Source organism: Neisseria sp. P0022.S010 (genome assembly GCF_051956635.1).
On the sequence record NZ_JBQCXF010000410.1, the window covers coordinates 1 to 2680 of the forward strand.

At 49.6% G+C, this 2680-nt stretch carries 3 protein-coding genes; all 3 read left to right on the top strand.

The window, feature by feature from the left end:
• The first annotated feature begins 110 nt into the window (after nucleotides 1–110).
• The 3 genes from gltX (at nucleotide 111) to ACTHUT_RS17450 (ending at nucleotide 2529) form a co-directional block, all read left to right on the top strand.
• Nucleotides 111–1505, top strand: coding sequence for a glutamate--tRNA ligase (gltX, locus tag ACTHUT_RS17440; protein ID WP_003681171.1), 1395 nt, complete (start codon nucleotides 111–113; stop codon nucleotides 1503–1505).
• A gap of 290 nt (nucleotides 1506–1795) precedes the next feature.
• Nucleotides 1796–2134: a hypothetical protein gene (locus tag ACTHUT_RS17445; protein WP_003686752.1), complete on the top strand. Its 339-nt coding sequence runs from the start codon at nucleotides 1796–1798 to the stop codon at nucleotides 2132–2134.
• Nucleotides 2135–2193: 59 nt separating this feature from the next.
• On the top strand, nucleotides 2194–2529 hold the full coding sequence (locus ACTHUT_RS17450) for a zinc ribbon domain-containing protein YjdM (RefSeq protein ID WP_003682724.1): 336 nt from the start codon (nucleotides 2194–2196) through the stop codon (nucleotides 2527–2529).
• The last annotated feature ends 151 nt before the right edge of the window (nucleotides 2530–2680 follow it).

Consider the following 2680-nt stretch of genomic DNA (forward strand, 5'->3'; position numbering starts at 1 on the left):
GAAAAGTCCCAGACGGTCCTTCTGCGCCAACATTATTTTCAGACGGCCTTACATTGTTTAAACCACGCCGAAAAAGTAAAATACCTGTTTTCAAAGACTTTGGAGCCATCATGACCGTCAAAACCCGTTTCGCCCCCAGCCCCACCGGCTACCTGCACATCGGCGGTGTGCGCACCGCCTTGTTTTCATGGGCGTTTGCCCGTCATCACAAAGGCGAATTCCTATTGCGTATCGAAGACACTGACTTGGCGCGTTCCACCGCCGAATCCGTCAACATCATCCTCGACGGCATGAAATGGGTCGGCCTGAACTACGACAACGCCGACAACGTCGTGTACCAAACCCGCCGTTTCGACCGCTACAAAGAAGTCATTGCCGAACTTTTAGAAAAAGGCCATGCCTACTACTGCTATTGCAGCAAAGAAGAGCTGGAAGCCATGCGCGAGAAAGCCGAAAAAGAAGGCACGGCGACTTACGACCGCCGCTGGCGTCCGGAAGAAGGCAAAACCCTGCCCGAAATCCCTGCTGACGTGCAACCCGTTGTCCGCTTCAAAACACCTTTGGACGGCGTCACCAAATGGACGGACTTGGTCAAAGGCGAAATCTCTATTCCCAACGAAGCGCTTGACGACCTGATTATCGCCCGCGCCGACGGCACACCGACTTACAACTTCTGCGTTGTCGTGGACGACTACGACATGGGCGTTACCCACGTTATCCGCGGCGACGACCATGTGAACAACACGCCGAAACAAATCAACATCTTAAAAGCCATCGGCGCAAACCTGCCCGAATACGGCCACCTGCCCATGATTCTCAACGAACAAGGCAAAAAAATCTCCAAACGCAGCGGCGATACCGTCGCCATCACCGATTTCGGCGCAATGGGCATCCTGCCCGAAGCCATGCTCAACTATCTGGCGCGTTTGGGCTGGGCGCACGGCGACGACGAGTTCTTCACGATGGAACAATTCATCGAATGGTTTGATTTGAAAGACGTCTCCCCGTCTCCAAGCCGTATGGATTTGAAAAAACTCTACTGGATCAACGGCGAACACATCAAAATCACCGCCAACGAAAAACTAGCCGAAATGGTGAAACCGCGCCTCGCCCTGCGCGATATCCATGAAACAAGCAAGCCTGCTTTGGAAGATGTGTTGGCATTGGTCAAAGACCGCGCCCAAGATCTGAATACGCTTGCCGACGAGTGCCTCTACTTCTACGTTAAACAAACGCCTGCCGAAGCAGACGTGCAGAAACACTGGGACGACGAAGCTGCCGCCCGTATGCTGCGCTTTGCCGAACGCCTCGAAGGTTTGGAAGACTGGAATGCCGAAGCCATCCACGACCTGTTCAAACCCTTCTGCGACGAAGAAGGCATCAAAATGGGCAAACTCGGCATGCCCCTGCGCCTCGCCGTCTGCGGCACGGCGAAAACCCCCAGCGTCGATGCCGTGTTGGCATTGATCGGCAAAGAAGAAGTGTTGAAACGGATACGTTCGTAAGGCATGAATAATAAAAGGCCGTCTGAAAACTGGGGATACCAAGTTTTCAGACGGCCTTTTCTAATAAAACCAGAAAATAATGGAATAAGGCAGAGAATAATATGAGAAAATAATAGCGACCTGCCTGCTGCAACAGTTGATTGAATTAACTTTTATCAGCAGCCTGAATGTCCGGATTGGATAAAATAAACCATCAAGAACAAAGACCAACAAGCCTATTATGTACTTGGCGGCTGAAAAATCGGCTCTGCACTTTACTTTACAAATCAAACAACTTTAAAGGAAAACCCATGAAAAAAACCTTACTTGCCCTGATGATGTTATCCGCCGCCGCCGCGTATGCCGGTGAGGCGGAAGATCGTTTGTTGTCCGTCCAATCGGTTTACCGTGCCGCTTTGCATGAGCAAAACAGCAACGACAGCAAAATCATTTCCCTGCAAAGCGATTTGGAAAGTGCGCAGCGCCGTTTGCAGGCAGCGCAATCTGATATTGACCGTTTGAAAGGCGAAATTCAAACGGCCTTGGCTCAGAAAGAGCAGCAAAATGCCAAGTTGCAACAGGCCGGCCAGATGTTGGACGCGGCTTGGAATGCCGTTTACGGTGCAGGCGGCAGCAAGGCGAAGCAATAATTTAGACATTGTATTATTTGCGTTTTACGCTTCTTTTATCATATTTATAAGGAAACCTCATGTCCCTACCTCCCTGCCCGAAATGCCATTCCGAATACACTTACGAAGACGGCGCTCAATACGTTTGCCCTGAGTGCGCCCATGAGTGGAACGAGGCCGATGCTGCGGCTGCAAGCGATGATGCTTTGGAAGTCAAAGATGCCAACGGCGCGGTCTTGCAAGATGGCGATACGGTTGTTTTGATTAAAGATTTGAAAGTCAAAGGCAGCTCTATGGTCATCAAGCAAGGCACCAAAGTCAAAGGCATCCGCCTGCAAGAAGGCGACCACAATATCGGTTGCAAAATCGATGGCAGCGCGATGAACTTGAAATCTGAGTTTGTCAAAAAAGCCTAAAGATTTTATTTTTGAAAGGCCGTCTGAAACCCTAATATCAGGTTTCAGACGGCCTTTATACATTTCATTCAAAATAAAACAAACATTTATTTAAAATTAAATGAATTAAATAGGATTGCATTTGAGGCCGTCTGAAAAAGCAGCGGCAAAA

What these genes read in the sequence shown, in the direction of transcription:
- gltX (WP_003681171.1), top strand. Translation starts at nt 111, where the DNA reads ATGACCGTCAAAACCCGTTTCGCCCCCAGCCCCACCGGCTACCTGCAC.
- ACTHUT_RS17445 (WP_003686752.1), top strand. Translation starts at nt 1,796, where the DNA reads ATGAAAAAAACCTTACTTGCCCTGATGATGTTATCCGCCGCCGCCGCG.
- ACTHUT_RS17450 (WP_003682724.1), top strand. Translation starts at nt 2,194, where the DNA reads ATGTCCCTACCTCCCTGCCCGAAATGCCATTCCGAATACACTTACGAA.